The sequence below is a fragment of the Exiguobacterium sp. KJ 601 genome (assembly GCF_027161185.1).
Lineage (GTDB): Bacteria > Bacillota > Bacilli > Exiguobacteriales > Exiguobacteriaceae > Exiguobacterium > Exiguobacterium profundum.
The window spans coordinates 1-535 of the sequence record NZ_JADHZG010000016.1 but is presented as its reverse complement, the minus strand read 5'-3'; the positions used below and the strand labels follow the sequence as shown (position 1 = coordinate 535).

Sequence of the window (535 nt, the reverse complement as noted above, 5' to 3'; positions counted from 1 at the left end):
GTATCGGAAGGTGCGGCTGGATCACCTCCTTTCTAAGGAAAATGCCCATGTGGCATTGCCCATCGTTCAGTTTTGAGAGACCAAAACCTCTCTAAGAGGGCCTATAGCTCAGCCGGTTAGAGCGCACGCCTGATAAGCGTGAGGTCGGTGGTTCGAGTCCACTTAGGCCCACCATTTTTATGAACAATTCTAATACGGGGCCTTAGCTCAGCTGGGAGAGCGCCTGCCTTGCACGCAGGAGGTCAGCGGTTCGATCCCGCTAGGCTCCACTTTTGTTCCTTGAAAACTGAAGATTCATCAAGACATCAAAAACCAATTTCACATATGGTCCGCAATGGACCGTGTGTCTTAGACGCTAGATCAAGGTAGAAAGGGCGTACGGTGGATGCCTTGGCACTAGGAGCCGATGAAGGACGCGACGAACAGCGAAATGCTCTGGGGAGTGGTAAGTACACATCGATCCAGAGATCTCCGAATGGGGGAACCCACCGCCGGGAGACTGGCGGGACACCCACGTGAATACATAGCGTGGCGT

The 535-nt window shown here is 53.3% G+C and carries 2 tRNA genes and 1 rRNA gene; all 3 read left to right on the top strand.

The features are described 5' to 3' along the window. Positions 1–97: 97 nt before the first annotated feature. Positions 98–174 (top strand) — tRNA-Ile (locus IRJ25_RS15180). Positions 175–196: 22 nt separating this feature from the next. Further along, positions 197–269 (top strand) — tRNA-Ala (locus tag IRJ25_RS15175). Positions 270–358: 89 nt separating this feature from the next. Next, a 23S ribosomal RNA gene (locus IRJ25_RS15170) occupies positions 359–535 on the top strand; the annotation flags it as partial.